Genomic DNA, 18,207 nt, shown 5'->3' on the forward strand with positions numbered 1-18,207 from the left:
CCAAGCTAAGCGAGCAATTATTTTTTAGTTTTCGTTGAAACTGCAGCTTTCTACCAGTAACTGGCTCAGTTCTTGAGCGGCTAGCTGTAACTGCGGAACAAATGCTTGTAAATCAGTTAATGACTTTCGAATCGTTGGCGCATGTGTGAACAAGCTAGCAAAATATTGTCCGTCAGGATTTAGAATGGGTACTGAACAAGCCACCATCCCAGCAATAAATTCTTCGTTATCAATTCCTACGCCAGATTCGGCAATTTTGCTCAGACTCGCTTCTAACTGATGCTTTTCAGTTAGCGTATTACCAGTCATCGCCTGTAATGGCATATTTTTTATTAGTCGCTGACGTTGCGCTTTTGGTAAAGAACTTAAATAAAGCTTGCCACTTGAAGTACACCAAACGGGTACATTTGCACCTATTGGTAAATAAATTTGTAGTGGCCAGTTACTTTGTACGCGATCGGTATACATCATCTCCAAGTTATGGGGGATAGCGATGCCGCAGGTTTCACCTATTTCAGTGGCTAGGCGTTGAAGAATTGATAGGCGTAAGCTTTCCAAAGTATTGCTGGTTAAAACACCGACTGCCGTTTTCACTAAACGCCCGCTAGGCACAATGAGACCTCGCCAATCCGTTTGTACAAAGCCATCTGCTTCTAGCTGTTGCAGGAGACGGTGAATACTCGGTTTGGGAATATCTAAGCTAATCGCAAGATCAGCTGGCGATAAGGGGCGCTCACTGATGGAGACTAGTTCAATGATTTCTAAGACTCGATTAATAGATGAGCCTTTGCTGCGTTTTACAGAAATGTTAGTCATGATTTGTTAGCTTGTTTGATTGCGGCAACTGCGTGAATAGCATTTTCGGCAAGGTGCTTGGGAGTAATGGTGCCTATCACCGCACTGGTAACGCCCGGCTGGTTAAAGATTAGTTCAAAGCTAGCACGTACTGGATCAATCGCAGGATCTAAGCAAATATGACCGCTCGCCAGGGCCTTTTTAATCAAAATGGCTTTGCCTTGCTTGGCTGCTTGTTCAATCACTGGCAGCTCGTGCTGTTCATTTAGGTTAAAGGTCACCATCGCACAGTCGCCTTGCTCAAGTGCCATTAAGCCTCCAGCAACGGTTTTTCCGGAGAAACCAAATTGACCAATTTTCCCCTCTTGCTTAAGCGCAGCAAGGGTTTGGTAAACCTCATGCTCTTGTAAAATAGCCAGATCATTGCCGTCAGAATGTACCAATACCATTTCTAAGTGATCGGTTTTGAGGCGTTGTAAGCTGCGCTCGACCGAAAAGCGCGTATGTTTAGCCGAGAAATCAAACCAAGATTTTCCCTGCTCAAACTCTTCGCCAACCTTGCTGACAATGACCCAGTCTTGACGTTGTCCTTGCAGTAATTGGCCTAAGCGCTGCTCACTGAGGCCGTAGGCAGGCGCTGTATCCAGTAGGTTAATGCCTAGATCTTGCGCTTGGGCTAAGAGGTTAAGCGCTTGCCGATCATCGGGAATGCGAAAACCATTGGGGTATTTAACGCCTTGATCGCGTCCTAGTTTTACGGTGCCTAAACCAAGAGCCGAAACCAAGGGGCCATCTTGGCCAAGTGGGCGATAAAAGTCATGTAGGCTACGAGTCAAAATAAAGTCTCCCAAGCAGGCTGCGCAACTACAGGGCGCGGTAAATCAGGATAAGTTTGCGCAGCCGTTGGCTGGATCGCGTGTTGCGTTAAATGATGCAATACGCGATCGCTCAGATCAGGTGCCAACGCCAGTTTAGTCGGCCAGCCTACTAATAGTCGATCGTGCTCGGCTAAAAAGGCATTATCCGGACGCACTAAGCCCGATTGAGCCGGTTCGGCACGATTAACCCTCAGGGTTTGCCAACTGAGTTGGGTTTGATCAAGCCAGGGTACTAACTCAGCTAATTCCTGTTGGGCGTGGCTAATTTGCTCGTCTGCTGAGCGTGAAACACCATCGGCTTCGGCGAGGTTACCACCTAAGTACCACACCCACTCACCATCAGTTGTAGGATGAGTAGTAATGGTGATCCGCGGTTTACTGCCGCCACCTAAACAGTGGGCATACAACGATTTTAGGGCTTGGCCTTTAACCAGCACCATATGTAATGGGCGCAGTTGTTGCTTGGGCTGCTGTAGTTGCAATGCGTTCAGGAGCTCGGCAGTGCCTTCACCCGCGCAGAGCACTACCCGTTGGGCTTGCACCAGGTAGTTATCAGCCTGCAGGCCGATCAGTTGTGCCTGATTGTTGTACAGCGGCTTCAGTTGCTTAGCTTGTAATAAGCTATCGCCGGCCAACTCAGCTAAGCGTTGAATCAAGCTGGGGACATTCAGCACTAGCTCAGCTAAGCGATAAACTCGGCCTTTAAATTGCGGATGTTGTAGCGCTGGGGGAAGTGCTGCGCCCTTAACTTGATCAACGCGGCCACGCATGGCTTTACTGGCAAAAAAGCTGGTGATGTTGCCGGCAATCGAACCAGGTGACCATAAGTAGTGGGCGTTAGATAAGAGTTCTACTCCTTGTAAGTCGAGCTCGCCGGTGCCATTGAGCGCGGCTCGCCAGCGCTCGGGCATGTTAGCAATGGCTTCAGAGGAGCCCGTCAGCGCGCCTTGGAGTGCATATTTAGTGCCACCGTGGATAATCCCTTGGGATTTAACTGTTTGTGCGCCACCTAGAGACTGCTGTTCGATGAGTAAGGTGTTATAGCCTTGTTGGCGTAAGCGCGCGTTGAGCCATAAGCCGGCAATCCCGCCGCCGACAATGAGCACATCCGTAGTTAATAATTGGGACATAGCAGCCTCTGGTAAAAAAACTACCGTTAGTATAGCTGACTCATGCTAAGGGCTGAATGTTATCGGTTAGCAGTTTTCTGCCCCTAAATCTGTCGATTGTCTTTATAATGCTGCGCCATCAGCTAAGCAGGTAACGCCTGACTTAGCACTCTTCCTTTATTGTGTCAGCGCTTAGGTGATCTCTAGGCTTGGCAAATATTATATTTTTCACTACAAAGTGAATGCTTTGAGGTCGTTATGGTGCAGTCAACTAACAGCGGGCACGCGCTCAGTTTATGGGCAAAATGGGTGCAAATAGATTTGTAGAAGAAGATCTTTATAGGTTTGGCCTTGGGGTTAGTGTTAGGGATTACCTTGAACCAAACGGGGTATACCGAGTATGCGGAAAAGATTAAGCCACTAGGCGACTTATTTATTAACGGGATCAAAATGCTGATTGTACCGTTAATTTTTGTTTCTTTAGTCAGCGGTATTACTTCGTTAAAAAGCATGGCCACCATGGGCCGCTACAGTGTCAAAACCATTATGTGGTATCTATTAACCACTGCCGTAGCGATTACCATTGGCTTGATTTTAGGAGCTATTTTTCAGCCCGGTGTCGGGGTAGATTTAGGCGCTGCAGCCGCGGCTACCGCGAAAGAGGCACCAAGCTTAGTTTCAACCATTGTGGCTATGGTACCGGTCCACCCTATTGCTTCAATGGCTGAGGGAAATATTCTGCAAGTAATTGTGTTTGCAGTTTTTTTTGGCGTATCCATCACCTTGGCAGGCGATGCAGCTAAACCGGTCAAAGATTTAATGGATGGCTTAGCAGAAGTGTTTTATAAGCTGACCAATATTATTATTTCCTTTGCCCCCTATGGTGTTTTTGCCTTGATTACTTGGGTGTCGGGCACCTACGGCTTAGATATGCTCATGCCGTTGGCTAAAGTCATTGGCGTGGTGTATTTAGGTTGCGTCATCCACGCGGTAGTTACTTATATGGGCTTGATTAAGTTTGTCGCTAAGCTCAATCCAGTTCGTTACGCGCAAGGTGTATTAGAGCCAGCAATTGTTGCCTTTAGTAGTGCGTCCAGCGCTGGCACCTTGCCAGTGACGATGATGTCTGCGGAGCGTAACTTAGGTGTTTCGCGTAGTGTCTCGAGCTTTGTATTACCATTGGGTACCACGATTAATATGGATGGTACGGCGCTCTACCAGGGCGTGTGCGTGCTGTTTATTGCCCAAGCCTATGGCATTGATTTATCAATGGCGCAGTACATCACGATTATTTTGACTGCGACTTTGGCTTCAATTGGTACCGCTGGGGTGCCTGGTGCTGGCTTAATTATGTTGTCGCTGGTGCTAACCTCGGTTGGTTTACCGTTAGAAGGGGTGGCGATTATTGCTGGAATTGATCGTATTCTAGATATGGCTCGCACCACTTTGAATATTACTGGCGATAGTGCGGTAGCAGTGCTGATAGCTAAGAGTGAAGGTCAGCTTGATCAAGCGCTTTATGATACGCCCCACGTGCTAAAAACTGTGGATATTCGCAATAGTTAAGCGGCTGTAGCCTCTTAATTGCTGCAACTGTTTATCGCCGCTCAATTGAGCGGCGATTTTTTTAGCGAATATTTTATCGTTTTTGGCGTCTGATACAGGGTAAAAGTTAAAAGATTAAGGGGTTGGCCGACTAACCCGCAGGAGCGCAAGATGACACCTGAGCAAAAAAATCAATGCCGTAAAATTATTCACTCATCAGCCGTGCTAGTGGGTGCAGGTAACTTAGTGCCAGTCCCTGGCTTAGGCTTTGCAGCCGATACAGCAGCTTTAACCACTATGGCGGTACGCCTGGCGGGCGTCTTTGGCAGCAGTCTAACTCGCAGCGCTGGAAAAGCGATGGCCTTAGCAGCGCTCAAGCGAGCGATGTTGCAACAGCCGATTAAGATGGTAGGTAAAGAGGTTTCTAAGTTGGTGCCGGTGTTGGGTCAATTAGTGGCACCAACCATTTCAGTGGCGATTTTAGAAACTACGGGGTGGGCACTGGCTGCTGAGCTGGCGGGAGAAGCCACGTTAGGCAGCTAATAGAGCTAAGATGAGGGGCAGACTGACAAACATGGCTCCTAGCACGGCAAGACACTAGAAGCCAATAATTGTGGTTTACTCAATGACTCCGGTAACCCGTACTCGGCGATCTGCCGCACTGGCTTCTGGTGTGCTTTGCACGCTGCGGGCAGCAATAAAATCATCAATCGCATTTTTTAGAGCGATTAATAAGCCCAGTACAATAAAAGCCCCTGGTGGCAAGATCGCCAATAAAAAACCTTGATAGTTAGGAAAAACCACCCAGCGCCATTGTTCCGCTTGGCCACCCAGTAGTAGGTGCATATTATCAAACAGCACGCCTGTTCCCAGTAACTCGCGGGTAGCGCCAATGATAATAAGCACTAGCCCAAAACCAACGCCCATAATAAAACCATCATAGCTAGCACTAAGCACATCATTTTTTGCGGCAAAAGCTTCAGCACGACCTAAAATAATGCAGTTGGTTGTAATCAGCGGAATAAAAATCCCTAAAATTTGGTACAGCTCATAGGTAAAGGCTTGCATCAATAATTCGATACAGGTGGTAAGTGCAGCAATAATCATCACAAAAGCAGGCAAGCGTACCGCAGGCGTTACCGAGTGGCGAATTAATGATACTGCAGCGTTAGAGAACATTAAAACTAGGGCAGTAGCAATCGCCAGTCCAAGGGCATTCACTGTTGAGTTGCTGGTGCCTAACAGCGGGCAAAGTCCTAGTAGTTGCACTAAGCCTGGGTTGTTATGCCATAGGCCGTTTAGCGTGAGCTGTTTAAAGTTGACGCTCATATTATTCCTCCTCAGGCACCCCTTGCTGGGCTAAATAGGTGTTGAAAATATCCTGTTGGCGCTGATCAAAAAACACTAGCGCTTGTTGGGTGGCCTTAACCACTGCACGTGGCGTAATGGTTGCACCGGCAAACTGATCAAATTCACCTTGATCTTTTTTAACGCCCCAGTGCTCGATAGCGGGCTGGGTGAGGCTTTTACCATTAAAGCTTAAAATCCATGGGCTTTTAGCTAACTCGATTTTATCCCCTAGGCCTGGCGTTTCTTTATGTTGAATGACCCGCACGCCACTGATTTGGCCGTTGGCCAGCACCGCAATCAGTAAACGAATCGAGCCGCTGTAACCATCTGGCGCAGTGGCATTAAACACCAAAGCACTAGGCTTACCGTTTAGGGTGGCGACATATAGGGGGGAGGGCTGAGTGTTGCTGAGCAGCGGATCATCCACCAATGTCATCGAATCGAGCAACGCATTATCGTATAGACTCGGTGGTAATACCTCAGCTAAGGCCAGCTCACGGGCTTGTTGGATGGATTGCTCGATACGCTCGGCAGTTGAAAGTTGGGTAAAAGCGACTACGGCCACGGTAATTGCGGCAAAGACAGCTAATACGCTGCTGTTTTTTAGCATAGAGCGGCTCAGTTCTGGCAACATTATTGCTCTCCTGAGGTGTTAAAGCTGCGCTTAGCTTGGGTGTGCCCGTAAGTGCGCGGCTTAGTAAAGTAATCAATGGTTGGAGCGCACATGTTCATTAAGAGTACGGCAAAAGCAAGGGCATCTGGATAACTGCCCCAGGCACGGATGATGTACAGCAAGATACCTACCCCAGCACCAAAGATAAGGCGACCTAAGTTGCTGGTAGCACCTGATACGGGGTCAGTAACAATAAAAAAAGCCCCGAGCATGGTGGCGCCGGTTAGTAGATGAAATAAAGGTGAGCCATGGGAAGCAGAGCCTGTTCCATTCCAGAACACTAAACTCATTAGGCTAAGGGCGGCTAGCATGGCGATGGGAGCCTGCCAACGAATAATATTTTTAGCCAGTAATAAAATACCACCGACTAAAAAAGCAAGGTTAACCCACTCACTGGCAACCCCACCCCAATGGCCAAAGGCTGAAGATTGTTGCTGAAGTTCAGCGATGGTTAGGCTTTGATTGGTTTTTAATACATCTAAGGCGGTGGCTTGGCTCCAGCCATCAATGACTGGGGCTAAGCCCAAGCTATAGGTAAGACCGCTGTGCCAATCACTGTTGCTGTGGGGCCAGGTGGTCATTTCAATCGGAAACGAGACCAGCACCACCACATAGCCCAACATCGCAGGGTTAAATGGGTTTTGACCAAGGCCGCCAAATAAATGTTTACCGATTAATAGCGCAAAACCTACCGCCACTAGTACCAGCCACCAAGGAGCGTAGGGGGGGAGTGCCAGCGCTAGCAGCAGTGCGGTGACTAGGGCGCTGCCGTCGGAGAGAAAAAATCGAATGGGTCGTTGCCGTATTGCTAATACCGTAGCTTCAAAAGCGAGCGCAAATACACTGGCGAACAGAAGATTAAGCAGTGGTCCAATGCCATAAAAATAACATAGGGTGAACAGCCCGGGTAAGGCAGCAGCTAGCACCCATAGCATCACGCGTTGGGTTCGGTTGCTGTTTTTAGCATGGGGTGAGGTGATTCGTGGCAAGGCCATTGAAACTCCAAAAATATCAAAAGCACCGTAAAGTCAGGGTGCAGCAGGCATTACGGTGTTAGCTCGGTTAAACGCCGTTCGGCCTGGGTTAGTTCTGTTTGTAATTGCGTTAACGTCTCGGCATCGGCTTGATTGCGTTCAGCTTTGCGCAGATTAGCCTTGGCCATGGCCATGGCAATTTTTGCTTGCTTGAGCGGATCGGCTGCTGAGGGCTTGCTAGCGGTGTCGGCACTAGGGGTTGTGTTGACTGGCGCACTGTGTCGCTTCAGTTCGGCCTCGGCTGTATTGAGTAATGTTTGCAGCCCAGTTATTTCTGCAGGATCTGCTTCGGCCCGCTCGGCTTTACGCAGATTGGCTTTAGCCATGGCGACTTCAATTTTGGCTTTTTTTAGGGCATCTGTTGTTGCATTGGTGGCCTTTGGCTGAGGTGTTGCCTCAGTGGTGGTCAGCGCCTTTACTTGCTGTTCGGCTGCTATAAGAGTTTGGCTTAAAGAATCAAGGGTAACTTGATCAGCGTTAGCGCGTTCAGCTTTGCGTAAGTTGGCTTTGGCCATTGCCAGATTAATTTTGGCTTTTTTCAAGGTCGCATCGTCTTGACTGGTAATGCTGGCTTTAGCTGTGGTAGCACTGGTGCTGGTCAGAGCGGCTAAGGCTTGCTCTGCTTGATCAAGTAGCTGTTGTAGTGGGACTAGCTCTTCTGCGGGCGCCTGATTGCGTTCGGCTTTGCGCAGATTGGCTTTGGCCATGGCTACATCGATTTTAGCTTTTTTCAACTCAGCATCTGACGGTGACTGGCTGCTGGGCGCTGCGCTTGGCTGTTTAGCCGCTGCTTGTTGATAAGCTGCTTGGGCCGCGCTGGCTACCTGTTCGAGCTGTTGCACTTGCGCCTGTAGCGCTTCGGTGCCATGTTCGGCAAGCTGTTTTTGCGCTTTAGTGAGAGCTACCCGAGCCATGCTGGCTTCAATTTTTAAGCGCTTAAGCTGCTCATCATGATCGGTGCTAGGTGCTTGACTGGCCGTGGGTGCCACTTTGCTGCTTGCCGCACGGGCTTGAGCGGCCCGTTCGGCACGGGCTTGGCGCTCAGCTTCTTTGCGCTCTTCTTCTAAGCGTAAGCGTTCTTGGCGCTGCTCAAAACGAATGCGGGCATGTTCGGCTTTTTGTAGTTTACGTTCGGCATCGCGAATCTCGGCTTTAGCTGCACGATAGTACTGCACCAAAGGAATGCTCGAGGGGCACATGTAGGCACAGGCTCCACACTCAATGCAATCAAAGAGATCATGGGCTTGCAGTTGTTCGTGGTCATTACCTAGTGCATAAAAATGTAGCTGCTGGGGCAAGAGGCTCACAGGGCACACCTGCGCACAGTCACCGCAACGAATACAAGGCATAGCAGGTGCAGGAGCAGGTAGTTCGTCAGCGGTAGCGGCCAGTAAACAGTTAGTGGTTTTAATGACTGGAGCCTGAGTATTAAGCAGTGTAAAGCCCATCATTGGGCCGCCCATGATCAAACGATGTAAACGTTGTTGATTTAAGCCGGCAAAGTTCAGCAGGTGCTCAATCGGGGTGCCGATTAAGGCTTCAACGTTGGTGGGGCTGTAAAAGGCGTCACCGGTTAAGGTAGTGATCCGCGAGATTAAGGGCTTGCCCTGATTGATCGCTTCAGCAATGGCGACCGCTGTTCCCACATTTTGACAGAGCACGCCAATATCCGCAGGCAGTTGACCATGGGGCACTTCTTGACCGAGCAGAATTTGAATCAGCTGTTTTTCTCCGCCGGATGGGTATTTAGTTGGAAAACTCACCACCTGTATGGGGCGCTCTGCCACGGCGGCGCGGACTGCAGCGATAGCCTCAGGCTTATTGTCTTCGATTCCCAACAGAATCTGCTGGGGCTCAATTAAATGGGCCAAAATCTCAATGCCTTGCACTAATAAGTCCGCACGCTCACGCATTAAGCGGTCATCCGCGGTAATGTAAGGTTCGCACTCAGCACCATTGATAATCAGGGTATGGATCGGCTGGCTACTGGCGACTTTAACGGCCGTAGGAAAGCCTGCACCACCCAAACCACTGATCCCGGCCCAACGGATTCGCTCAAGTAACTCGGCTTTATCGAGCCGCTGATAATTAGTAATAGGCTGTAACTCGGCCCACTGATCGTGGCCATCGGCATCCAACACAATGGCCAAGCTGTCCTCGCCAGAGGGATGTGGGTAAGGGCGCGCTTCAATGGCCTGAATTGTACCTGAGGTTGGCGCATGGGCGGCAGCACTGACTAAGCCATTGGGCGTGGCCAATAATTGACCTTTGAGTACTTTCTGACCAACGGTGACACAGGGTTTAGCCGGTGCACCGAGGGATTGCTGTAAAGGAATAATATAGTGTTTAGCCAAGGGTACCGGCTGAATGGGGGCATGATTGGACAGTGTTTTACGTTCGGGCGGATAAATGCCGCCGGTCAGGGGATACGTTTTCATTGAATTACTACTGGCTACACTCATAACACAGCCTTATCGGTCGCAATTAACTGACCGGGCGCTAAAGGTTGCTCCCATTTCCAAGAGTGCAGAGAAACACCCACTGGGATCATATCAATACAGTCGACCGGGCAAGGCTCGACACAGAGATCGCAGCCCGTGCATTCGCTGACAATCACGGTATGCATTTGCCGTGCTGCGCCCAAAATAGCGTCTACTGGACAGGCCTGAATACATTTCGTGCAACCAATACATTCCGCTTCACGAATATAAGCCACCATTTCGGGCTTTTCACCTTCAACTGCATCCAGAGGTTCAGGCTCTACGTCTAATAAATCGGCCAAGGCTTGAATGGTTGCTTCGCCGCCAGGGGGGCACTTGTTAATTTTATCGCCTGCGGCAATTGCTTCGGCATAGGGTTTGCAGCCAGGATAACCACACTGGCCACACTGGGTTTGTGGTAACAGGGCGTTGATCTGTTCAGCAATCGGATCGCCTTCGACTTTAAAGCGAACGGCAGCAAACCCTAGAATAGCGCCAAAGATCAGACATAGACCCACTAGGGCCAGCACTGCGATCAGTAACAAACTCATAGCTTAATTAACCCACTAAAGCCCATAAAAGCTAATGACATTAGGCCTGCTGTGATCATGCCGATCGCTGCCCCTTGGAAGGGTTTAGGCACATCGGCAATCGCAATTCGTTCACGCATCGCAGCAAATAACACTAACACCAGTGAGAAGCCTAAGCCTGCGGCAAAGCCATTTAGGGTGGCGGTAACGAAAGTGTATTCGCTGTGATTGGCATTTAATAAAGCGACCCCTAGCACAATGCAGTTGGTGGTAATCAGTGGTAAGAAAATACCGAGTACGCGATACAGCATCGGGCTGGTTTTGTTTACCACCATTTCGGTAAATTGCACTACCACGGCAATCACTAAAATAAAGCTAATGGTTCGTAAAAATTCGATATTCAAGGGCTTGAGCACGTACTGTTGTAGCAAGTAACTACTCATCGCCGCCAAGGTGAGCACAAAGGTAGTGGCAAGAGCTAAGCCAATCGCGGTTTCTACTTTTTTAGATACGCCCATAAAGGGGCAAAGACCTAAAAACTGCACCAGTACAAAGTTATTTACCAGAATGGCACTGATCATTATCAGAGCAAGTTCAGTCATGCTGCGCCTGTCTATCAAAGCAAAATTAAATAAAGAGTGGCCATTATCCTGCAGCCCTAGAAGGGGTACAAGGGATAAGCCGTGATTAAGCTATTTCTGTCAGTACTCATAACCACTGCCAAGGGCAACTGCTGTTGAAGCGAGTTAACAGGTGTAACAGATTGATACATTGGTCGCATTATTCGACCAAGGTCGGCTGCATCTAACCCTTGCAGGAATTACATTTGCAGCTTGTTACCTATACCCAGTGTTGCCCTAGTTTTAGTGGCGATAAATCTGTTTTCAGTTAAGGAGTACTGACCGACCCACAGCACATTTATTTCGCTTATCCAGCGATAACTCTAGCCATTAATAAAAAGCTGAATGCTGTTCACCGCAGCCTTATTCAGAAACAAAAGGCAATCGTTTGCTCATCATGGCAGACGAAGCCCCAAAAAGGGAAACATTGTTATGCAAAAAGACATTGTAGCAGAGGTGCTAAAACACCCTAAATATCACGAGCTAGTACAGAGACGCACTCGCCTAAGTAACCTGTTTTTTGGTATCGCGCTGGCGTTATATGCAAGCTTTATTTTAACGCTTGCCTATATGCCACATATGTTTGCACGCCCAGTGGCTGCAGGCTGGACCATGAGTATCGGGGTATTACTCGGTGTATTAATTATTGTGGTGGCAGTCATCATGATTGCGATTTATGTGTACTTCTCTAATAAGGTATTTGATCCTTTATTAGACCAGGTGGTGAGGGATGTAGAATGAAAAAATCTCTAGTGGTGACCAGTCTACTCGCCTTATTCTCGACACCTGTATGGGCTGAATCCGGCAGTGCGCAAGCTAACACTTCAGCCATTGTCATGTTTTTATTATTTATTGCCGGAACCATGGTTATTACTTGGTGGGCCGCCCGTAAAACTCAAACTACGTCGGATTTCTATACGGCCGGTGGCGGTATTTCGGGCTTCCAAAACGGCTTAGCGATTGCTGGTGACTATATCTCGGCGGCTTCGTTCTTAGGAATTGCCGGTATGGTCTACGTCAGTGGTTTTGATGGCGTAATTTATGCGATTGGCTTCTTGTTTGGTTGGCCAGTGGTTATGTTCTTGGTCGCAGAGCGGCTACGTAACCTGGGACGTTTTAACTTTGCGGATGTAACGGCATTCCGTTTAAAGCAAACCCCGATGCGCATTTTAGCTGCCAGTGCTTCGTTGCTGATTATTGCCCTGTACTTAATTGCGCAGATGGTAGGTGCCGGTAAATTGATCGTGCTGCTGTTTGGTATTGAGTACAAGATGGCAGTAGTGATTATCGGCGCGCTGATGATGATTTATGTATTCTTTGGCGGTATGACAGCGACTACTTGGGTACAAATCATTAAAGCGGTACTGATGCTGTTTGGTGCTACCTTACTGTCAGCGCTGGTGCTCTACGCCTTTAACTGGAGTCCAGATGCCATGTTGGCGGAAGCGGTGCGAGTACACCCAACCCATAGCGAACTAATGGCCCCTGGTGCGGCGGTGAGTAGCAATCCTTTGAATGCTTTGTCATTAGGTATTGCCTTAGCCTTCGGTACAGCAGGTTTGCCGCACATCTTAATGCGCTTCTTCACCGTATCCAGCGCGCAAGAAGCACGTAAGTCGGTAATTTGGGCGAGTGGTTTCATTGGTTACTTCTATGTACTTACTTTTATTATTGGTTTCGGTGCGATTGCGTTATTAGTACGTCACCCTGAGTACTTCCATACCGGCCCTGATGGTTCTTTTGATCTGATCAACGGCTTGATTGGTGGAACCAACATGGCGGCCGTACACTTATCCAACGCGGTGGGTGGTAGCTTGTTATTAGGCTTCTTAGCGGCTGTTACTTTCGCTACCATTGTTGCAGTAGTCGCTGGGTTAGCCTTGGCTGGTGCGGCAACTATTGCCCATGACCTGTATGCCAACGTGATTGCCCGTGGTCGTTCAACTGAAGCGCAAGAAATGCGGATTTCTAAAATCTCGATTCTGGTGTTAGGTGGATTAGCCATTTTGTTAGGTATCGTGTTTGAAAACCAAAACGTTGCCTTCATGGTGGGCTTAGCCTTTGCTATTGCTGCAAGTGCTAACTTCCCAGTGCTGGTGCTGTCGATCTCATGGCGCGGTTGTACGACTCGTGGAGCCACTATCGGCGGTTTCTTAGGCTTAATTTTCGCTACCGTATGGGTAGTATTAAGTAAAACCGTGTGGGTGGATGTATTTGGTAATGCTGAGCCAATCGCACCTTTCCCGAATCCTGGTATCTTTTCGATTCCATTAGCTTTCTTAGCTATTTGGTTCTTCTCAGTAACTGATAAAGGTAAGAGTGCCCAAGCCGAGCGTGATGCCTTTGATGCACTGACCGTGCGTAGTCAAACTGGTATTGGCCGAACTGGAGCGGTTGATCATTAATCATCAGTAACTTAAACCGTAAAAGGGCGATCCATGGGTCGCCCTTTTTTATGGGCACTATTTATTAGCGAATCTAATTAAGATTGGTTTGCATTTGTAATTAACTGCTGGTAGATTTTGTCGGGTAAATTATTCTTATTCACAAGTAGGACTTGTTATGAAAAAAATGCTTAATACTGCAGTGCTCGCAGCAGGTTTAATGATGGGTGCAGGTGCCGTGGTTGCAGATGATCGCGTGGATCATTTTAAAGGTGAGCCATCACCTACCTTAGAAGCTGCAGTAAAGAACTTCTCTGAGTACAACAATCGCCTAGAAGCTATCGTTAAAAAAGGTGAGTACACAGATGAAGATCTAGTGCAAATTCATCAGTTAACCTACACCTTAGAAGTGGCTTTAGAGAAAATGGAAGAAGAGCTGGATGATCTAGCTGATGTATTAGAAGAAGTGCACGTTGCTTCTGAAACCTTCGACCGTGAAAAGCTGAAAAAGAACGCGCCTTTGTACTTAGAAACTTCGCGTAAAATCGTTAAGTAAGTTTTAGGCTTGCGAGCTTATTACTGCGCGTTTAACAAAGCCCTGGTAGGTGACTATCAGGGCTTTGTGCATTTTGCAGCAGGTATTAACCTGGCTGTTTGGGTGCAGATAAAGTGTTAGGTGGGTGTAATTACCTGCTAAATATGGTAAAACGCACAGCGAACTGTTAACAGTTCAAACGTTCTCAGGGCGGGGTGTAAGTCCCCACCGGCGGTAAAGTCTTAGACTCAGCCCGCGAGCGCTTGCTTCCCCAGCAAGGTCAGCAGATTTGGTGAAAAGCCAAAGCCGACGGTTATAGTCCGGATGAGAGAGAGCGGGAAAAATCAGCAAGGTGTGCTTAACCAGTGCTGCCGGTTGATGCCAGCAGTGAAGGGTGAGTAGAGCCGAGCGAATTTCCCTTTCGATCCAATTTTGCCCTGTTTTATTAAACAGGAGATCGATAGATGTTTACTGGAATAATTGAGGCCGTTGGCCAAATACGTAGCATTACGCCGAAAGGTGGAGACGTGCGTGTAGAAGTCGCCACAGGAAAGCTTGATTTATCAGATGTGAAGCTTGGCGATAGCATTGCGGTAAATGGGATTTGCTTAACAGCGGTCGCGTTACCAGGTGATGGTTTTGCCGCTGATGTAAGCCGCGAAACCTTAGAGCGCACAGGCTTTGTTAATCTTAAGCAAGGCAGCCAAGTCAATTTAGAAAAAGCCCTAACTCCCACCACTCGTTTAGGGGGACACTTAGTCAGTGGCCACGTCGATGGTGTGGGTGAAATTATTAGCCGTGAAGACAATGCGCGCGCGATCCAGTTTAAGGTACGGGCACCCAAAGAACTGGCGCGTTATATCGCGATGAAAGGCTCGATTACTGTCGATGGTGTGAGCTTAACGGTGAATGCAGTCGATGGCGCTGAATTTGAGCTGACGATAGTGCCCCATACCTTGCAAGAAACCATTATGGGCGAATACCGCAGTGGCAGCTTGGTTAATCTAGAGATTGACCTGATTGCTCGCTACCTTGAGCGGTTATTATTGGGTGATAAAGCTGCAGAGCCTGCAGGCTCTAGTACTTTATCCCAAGCTTTTTTGGCTGAGCATGGATTTTTGTAGCGCACCTAGGCAGTTTAGGTTCACTAAGTGTTAATTTTATTTGAGTAATTGAGAGCATTTCATGGCGTTACATAAACCAGAAGAAATTATTGAAGATATTCGTCAAGGCAAAATGGTGATCTTGATGGATGACGAAGATCGTGAAAATGAAGGCGATATTATTATTGCCTCGGAATTTGTCACCGCAGAACACATTAACTTTATGATCAAGCATGCCCGCGGCTTAGTGTGTATGCCGATGACCCGCGAGCGCTGTGAAACCCTAGAGTTGCCGTTAATGGCGCAACGTAATGGTTCAGGTTTTGGGACTAACTTTACCGTCTCGATTGAAGCTGCTGAAGGCGTCTCGACGGGGATTTCTGCAGAAGACCGCGCCCGCACAGTACAAGCGGCAGTAGCTAAAGATGCAGTGGCAGCCGATATTGTTAGCCCTGGCCATATTTTTCCATTGATGGCGCACCCAGGTGGCGTGCTAGCGCGAGCAGGTCATACTGAAGCGGCCTGTGATTTAGCGCGCTTAGCAGGTTGTGAGCCGAGTGGGGTGATTTGCGAGATTATCAATGATGATGGCAGCATGGCACGCCGTCCTGAGTTAGAAGTGTTTGCCGAGCAGCATGGCTTAAAAATTGGCACCATTGCGGATTTAATTCATTATCGCTTGATTCATGAGCGTACGGTTTCGCGCGTTTCTGAACAGCCATTAGACAGTGAGTTGGGTCAGTTTAATATGGTGACCTACCGTGACTCGGTGGATGGTGATGTGCATTTAGCCATTACCTTAGGTGAGTTTGAAGCTGATGAACCCGTTTTGGTTCGTGTGCACAATATGGATCCATTACGCGATTTACTGTTGCTCAAACAAAGTGAGCGTTGGAGCTTACGTGCTGCCATGGCGGAAGTCGCCAAGGCAGGTAAAGGAGTTGTGCTGCTGTTAGGCAACGCCGTGACCGGTTCAGAACTACTGAATCAAATTGAATTACAACTCAATCCAGAAGAAACCCGTAAGCCCAAAGCCCCAGGTACTTACAGCATTGTAGGCGCCGGTTCGCAGATTTTGCGTGACCTAGGTGTACGTAAAATGCGCTTAATGAGTAAGCCGATGCGCTTTAATGCTATATCCGGTTTCGACTTAGAAGTTGTAGAATACATTTCCCCACAAGCCTAGCTTGGGTGGCGAGCGATTAATTGCTCGCCATCGCTCTTTATTTTTAGGACGGTTTCATGACAATTAAATCCATCGAAGGCACCTTTATCGCATCGGCTGGCAAGTACGCACTGGTAGTTGGTCGTTTCAATAGCTTTGTAGTTGAAAGCTTAGTGAGTGGTGCGATTGATGCCTTAGTACGTCACGGCGTACAAGAAGACGATATTACGATTATTCGTGCGCCGGGTGCTTTTGAGTTGCCTTTAGTGGCACAAAAAGTAGCGCAGCGTGATGAGTTTGACGCCATTATTGCTTTAGGTGCGGTGATCCGTGGCGGTACGCCACACTTTGAGTATGTGGCGGGCGAGTGCACCAAAGGTTTAGCACAGGTGTCCATGAGCTATGATGTGCCAGTATCTTTTGGTGTGTTAACCGTAGACTCGATTGAGCAAGCCATTGAGCGCTCAGGCACTAAAGCCGGTAACAAAGGTGCAGAAGCTGCACTGTCTGCCTTGGAAATGGTTAGCCTGCTGGCGCAGTTGGAGGCCAAGTGAGCTTAAATCATGACGATTGTGGTGATGAGTTACCACCGTTAGCAAAAGGTAAAATTGCCAAACGCCGCGTGGCTCGTACCTTAGCTATGCAAGCGCTGTATCAGTGGAGCGTAGCTGAGCAATCGATGGCAGCGATTGAGGCACAATTTCGCGTAGATAATAATTTTGATGGGGTTGATGGGCCTTACTTTCACGATATTTTGCACGGCGTGGCCAGTCAAAAAGCGGACTTGACCGATAAGTTAGTGCCTTATCTTGATCGTGCGGTAGAGGAGCTAGACCCTGTTGAGTTAGCTATTTTACGTTTAGCCGCTTGGGAGTTAAGCAACCGAGTGGATGTGCCTTACAAAGTGGTAATCAATGAAGCGGTTGAGTTAGCCAAAGTATTTGGGGCAACTGATGGGCACAAGTTTGTAAATGGGGTGCTTGATAAATTAGCACCGCATTTACGCGGTCCTGAAGTGCGTGCTGAACGTTTAGGCAAACAACAGTAACTGAGCTATCAGATGGATGAATTTAAACTGATTCATCACTACTTCGCTACTGCGGGCTGTGCTCGCGGTGGCGAATCTATTGCCTTAGGGATAGGCGATGACTGTGCCTTGTTGCAGCCTAGCCCTAACCATCAATTAGCCATTTCAACCGACAGTTTGGTTGAAAGGGTACACTTTCCTGTGCAGGCCGATCCCGCGCTATTAGCACAGCGAGCTTTAGCGGTGAACCTGAGCGATTTGGCGGCAATGGGTGCTGAACCGCTAGGTTTTACTCTAGCCTTAACCTTACCCAGCGCTGATCAACAGTGGCTCACGGCTTTTGCTGAGGGACTTAATCAAGCCGCCTTACAGCATGCTATTAGTTTGATCGGTGGCGATACCACTCGCGGACCTTTAAGCCTCACTCTGACGGTGTTGGGACAGGTACCGGTCGGGCAGGCGTTAGTACGTAGTGGCGCCCAAGTAGGGGATCTGCTGTGTGTCAGCGGCGTGTTAGGCGCGGCAAACTTAGCTTTGCCCTGGGTATTGCAGCCCTCTACCGCTGAGTCGGCGCAGACTTCGCAGTTGTTAACTGCTTACTGGCAACCCCAGCCACAATTAGCATTGGGCCGAGCGCTGCGACAGCGGGCTACGGCTGCGCTAGATATTTCTGATGGCTTGCTAGCGGATGCAGGGCATCTGGCTAAAGCATCTGGGGTCGGTCTAGTGATTGATGCCCATTTAGTGCCCTGTGTAGTGGATCTTCCATTAGCGCAGGCATTACCTGCCGCCTTAACCGGTGGCGACGACTATCATTTGGTATTCACCTTACCGCCGCAGCACTTAGCAATTATTCAAAGCGCCTTTCCCAATGTTCGAGCGATTGGTCAGGTGGTCGCCGGAGCAGGAGTGGAGTTGATCAATTTTGCGGCTGCAACGGATGTTAAGGTGCAGCCAGGGTACACACATTTTTAGGAGT

The 18,207-nt window shown here is 48.6% G+C and carries 19 protein-coding genes and 1 riboswitch; of the genes, 10 read left to right on the forward strand and 9 right to left on the reverse strand.

Going from position 1 to position 18,207, the window contains the following annotated elements; translation table 11 throughout:
- Positions 1-24 precede the first annotated feature (24 nt).
- The 3 genes from AC2T15_RS01420 to AC2T15_RS01430 are packed head-to-tail and all read right to left on the reverse strand — an operon-like array spanning position 25 to position 2,803.
- Positions 25-816 carry an IclR family transcriptional regulator gene (locus AC2T15_RS01420; protein WP_053101051.1) on the reverse strand — a complete coding sequence of 264 codons (792 nt, stop codon included), beginning with the start codon at positions 814-816 and terminating at the stop codon, positions 25-27.
- Entirely contained in the window at positions 813-1,631 is an 819-nt protein-coding gene (locus AC2T15_RS01425) for an aldo/keto reductase (RefSeq protein ID WP_486778542.1), read from the reverse strand. Before AC2T15_RS01425 ends, AC2T15_RS01420 begins: the two co-directional genes overlap by 4 nt.
- Positions 1,628-2,803 carry an FAD-dependent oxidoreductase gene (locus AC2T15_RS01430; RefSeq protein WP_486778543.1) on the reverse strand — a complete coding sequence of 392 codons (1,176 nt, stop codon included), beginning with the start codon at positions 2,801-2,803 and terminating at the stop codon, positions 1,628-1,630. Before AC2T15_RS01430 ends, AC2T15_RS01425 begins: the two co-directional genes overlap by 4 nt.
- A 312-nt stretch (positions 2,804-3,115) precedes the next feature.
- On the opposite strand from AC2T15_RS01430, the gene AC2T15_RS01435 reads away from it, so the two are divergent.
- Complete coding sequence (locus AC2T15_RS01435) at positions 3,116-4,348, forward strand: dicarboxylate/amino acid:cation symporter (RefSeq protein ID WP_486778997.1); 1,233 nt, start codon at positions 3,116-3,118, stop codon at positions 4,346-4,348.
- Positions 4,349-4,498: 150 nt separating this feature from the next.
- Complete coding sequence (locus tag AC2T15_RS01440) at positions 4,499-4,870, forward strand: hypothetical protein (protein WP_486778544.1); 372 nt, start codon at positions 4,499-4,501, stop codon at positions 4,868-4,870.
- Positions 4,871-4,945: 75 nt separating this feature from the next.
- Here AC2T15_RS01440 and AC2T15_RS01445 read toward each other — a convergent pair whose 3' ends face one another.
- Genes AC2T15_RS01445 through rsxA form a run of 6 tightly spaced genes read right to left on the reverse strand, consistent with a single transcriptional unit; the run spans position 4,946 to position 10,996 of the window.
- Positions 4,946-5,656: an electron transport complex subunit E gene (locus tag AC2T15_RS01445; protein ID WP_053101055.1), complete on the reverse strand. Its 711-nt coding sequence runs from the start codon at positions 5,654-5,656 to the stop codon at positions 4,946-4,948.
- Position 5,657: 1 nt separating this feature from the next.
- Entirely contained in the window at positions 5,658-6,311 is a 654-nt protein-coding gene (gene rsxG / locus AC2T15_RS01450; RefSeq protein ID WP_231692543.1) for an electron transport complex subunit RsxG, read from the reverse strand.
- A complete protein-coding gene (locus AC2T15_RS01455; protein ID WP_053101057.1) occupies positions 6,311-7,345 on the reverse strand; it encodes an RnfABCDGE type electron transport complex subunit D in 1,035 nt (344 codons plus the stop codon). Before AC2T15_RS01455 ends, rsxG begins: the two co-directional genes overlap by 1 nt.
- Positions 7,346-7,395: 50 nt before the next feature.
- Positions 7,396-9,846, reverse strand: a complete 2,451-nt coding sequence (rsxC, locus tag AC2T15_RS01460) for an electron transport complex subunit RsxC (RefSeq protein ID WP_486778545.1) — start codon at positions 9,844-9,846, stop codon at positions 7,396-7,398.
- Positions 9,843-10,415: an electron transport complex subunit RsxB gene (gene rsxB / locus AC2T15_RS01465; RefSeq protein ID WP_053101059.1), complete on the reverse strand. Its 573-nt coding sequence runs from the start codon at positions 10,413-10,415 to the stop codon at positions 9,843-9,845. Before rsxB ends, rsxC begins: the two co-directional genes overlap by 4 nt.
- Positions 10,412-10,996, reverse strand: a complete 585-nt coding sequence (gene rsxA / locus AC2T15_RS01470) for an electron transport complex subunit RsxA (RefSeq protein ID WP_053101060.1) — start codon at positions 10,994-10,996, stop codon at positions 10,412-10,414. Before rsxA ends, rsxB begins: the two co-directional genes overlap by 4 nt.
- 450 nt (positions 10,997-11,446) lie before the next feature.
- Between rsxA and AC2T15_RS01475 the strand changes: the two genes are divergently transcribed.
- The 8 genes from AC2T15_RS01475 to thiL all read left to right on the forward strand — a co-directional run bounded on the left by AC2T15_RS01475 (position 11,447) and on the right by thiL (position 18,203).
- The gene (locus AC2T15_RS01475; protein WP_486778546.1) at positions 11,447-11,755 is read left to right on the forward strand and encodes a DUF485 domain-containing protein; all 309 of its coding nucleotides are present in this window, start codon (positions 11,447-11,449) and stop codon (positions 11,753-11,755) included.
- Positions 11,752-13,419 (forward strand): cation/acetate symporter ActP, encoded by a 1,668-nt coding sequence (gene actP / locus AC2T15_RS01480; RefSeq protein ID WP_486778547.1) that lies wholly within the window; start codon positions 11,752-11,754, stop codon positions 13,417-13,419. The genes AC2T15_RS01475 and actP overlap by 4 nt, the downstream gene beginning before the upstream one ends.
- Before the next feature lie 157 nt (positions 13,420-13,576).
- Positions 13,577-13,954, forward strand: coding sequence for a DUF6746 family protein (locus AC2T15_RS01485; protein WP_199532711.1), 378 nt, complete (start codon positions 13,577-13,579; stop codon positions 13,952-13,954).
- Between the two features lie 176 nt (positions 13,955-14,130).
- A riboswitch (FMN riboswitch) is annotated at positions 14,131-14,273 on the forward strand.
- Between the two features lie 124 nt (positions 14,274-14,397).
- Positions 14,398-15,057: a riboflavin synthase gene (locus AC2T15_RS01490; protein WP_053101062.1), complete on the forward strand. Its 660-nt coding sequence runs from the start codon at positions 14,398-14,400 to the stop codon at positions 15,055-15,057.
- A gap of 61 nt (positions 15,058-15,118) precedes the next feature.
- A complete protein-coding gene (gene ribBA, locus AC2T15_RS01495; protein ID WP_053103376.1) occupies positions 15,119-16,222 on the forward strand; it encodes a bifunctional 3,4-dihydroxy-2-butanone-4-phosphate synthase/GTP cyclohydrolase II in 1,104 nt (367 codons plus the stop codon).
- Positions 16,223-16,278: 56 nt separating this feature from the next.
- Complete coding sequence (gene ribH / locus AC2T15_RS01500; protein ID WP_486778548.1) at positions 16,279-16,755, forward strand: 6,7-dimethyl-8-ribityllumazine synthase; 477 nt, start codon at positions 16,279-16,281, stop codon at positions 16,753-16,755.
- Complete coding sequence (gene nusB, locus AC2T15_RS01505; RefSeq protein ID WP_053105073.1) at positions 16,752-17,249, forward strand: transcription antitermination factor NusB; 498 nt, start codon at positions 16,752-16,754, stop codon at positions 17,247-17,249. Before ribH ends, nusB begins: the two co-directional genes overlap by 4 nt.
- 12 nt (positions 17,250-17,261) lie before the next feature.
- Positions 17,262-18,203, forward strand: a complete 942-nt coding sequence (thiL, locus tag AC2T15_RS01510; protein WP_286638620.1) for a thiamine-phosphate kinase — start codon at positions 17,262-17,264, stop codon at positions 18,201-18,203.
- The last annotated feature ends 4 nt before the right edge of the window (positions 18,204-18,207 follow it).

This window comes from Thiopseudomonas sp. SA1F2-1K, assembly GCF_057443035.1.